Source organism: uncultured Fibrobacter sp. (assembly GCF_937877005.1).
Taxonomy (GTDB): Bacteria; Fibrobacterota; Fibrobacteria; order Fibrobacterales; family Fibrobacteraceae; genus Fibrobacter.
In genome coordinates, this window is sequence record NZ_CALEFV010000056.1 from 1 (window position 1) to 1,125 (window position 1,125).

Annotated in this window: 1 protein-coding gene and 1 pseudogene; one reads left to right on the forward strand and one right to left on the reverse strand. The window is 50.6% G+C overall.

Features of this window, described 5'->3' with window-relative positions; all coding sequences use genetic code 11:
• Nucleotides 1–218 (reverse strand): annotated as a pseudogene (locus Q0628_RS03305) (hypothetical protein); the annotation flags it as partial.
• A gap of 124 nt (nt 219–342) precedes the next feature.
• On the opposite strand from Q0628_RS03305, the gene Q0628_RS03310 reads away from it, so the two are divergent.
• On the forward strand, nt 343–1,125 hold a 783-nt coding region (locus tag Q0628_RS03310), incomplete at its 3' end, for a response regulator (protein WP_298768155.1).

Here is a 1,125-nt window from a genome sequence, read left to right on the forward strand (position 1 = left end):
TCGTCCGGGTAGAGCATCCCCTTGAAGGTATAGCCCGTAAGCTGCTTGAACTCTTCAAGTGTTTCGCAACCGAAAATCTTGAACACGGCCTTGTTCGCGTACAGCAGTTCCTCGTTGCCAGTCGCCTTGTAAATGAAAAAGCCGCCCGGCATGTCTTCGCCGATTTGCTCGATAACTTGCAAAGCCTGTTCGCTCAGGGGAAGATGTCGACCGAACATGGGGACCTCGTATTCTGGTAATTCTGTTTTAAAGATATCTAAAAAAAATGCTTTGTCGCACAATCCGATACCTTTTTATTTCTTTTTACATATATTTATTCACGGATAAAAGGAGTTTTCTCCAATGAAAAAACTACGCCAGATCACTACCGTCAAGAGACACGTCCTTATCGTAGACGACGAAGTGGTAAACCGAGAAATCCTGGGCAACATTCTTTCCGTGAACTACGAGGTCGAATACGCCGACAACGCCAAGGAAGCCCTCGAAGCCCTCTCCAGGCAAGACAAGCGATTCTCGCTTATCCTGCTGGACCTGCTCATGCCCGTGATGGACGGGTTTGAATTCCTGAAAAAAAGAGAAACCACCGAAACACTCAAGCGCATTCCGGTCATCGTGATGACCTCCGAAAAGGAATCCGAAGTCCGCAGCCTCAAGCTGGGCGCCGCTGACTTTATCGCCAAACCCTTCGACATGCCCGAGGTGGTTCTCGCCCGCTGCGAAAGGATTATCGAGCTCTGCGAAGACAGGGACATCATCCGCCAGACGGAACGCGATCATATTTCCGGCCTTTACACCAAGGACTACTTCTTTGAATACATCCGCCAGATAGAACTGTGGAGCAGGGACATTCCCCGCGACGCAATCGTCTTTGACATCGAACAGTTCCACCTGGTAAACGAGTTCTGCGGAAGGGACTTTGGCGACCGCCTGCTTGCAGAAATCGGTAGCGCGCTCAAGAATGAACTCGCCCCCATGAACGCCATCGCCTGCCGTGCAGACGCAGACACCTTCTACATCTTTGCGACCCACCAGGAAAACTACGACAACATCCGAAACATTGTCCAGGGAATCATTACAGAATTCTTCGAGGTAAACCACATCCGCGTGCGCTGCGGCCTATGGGAA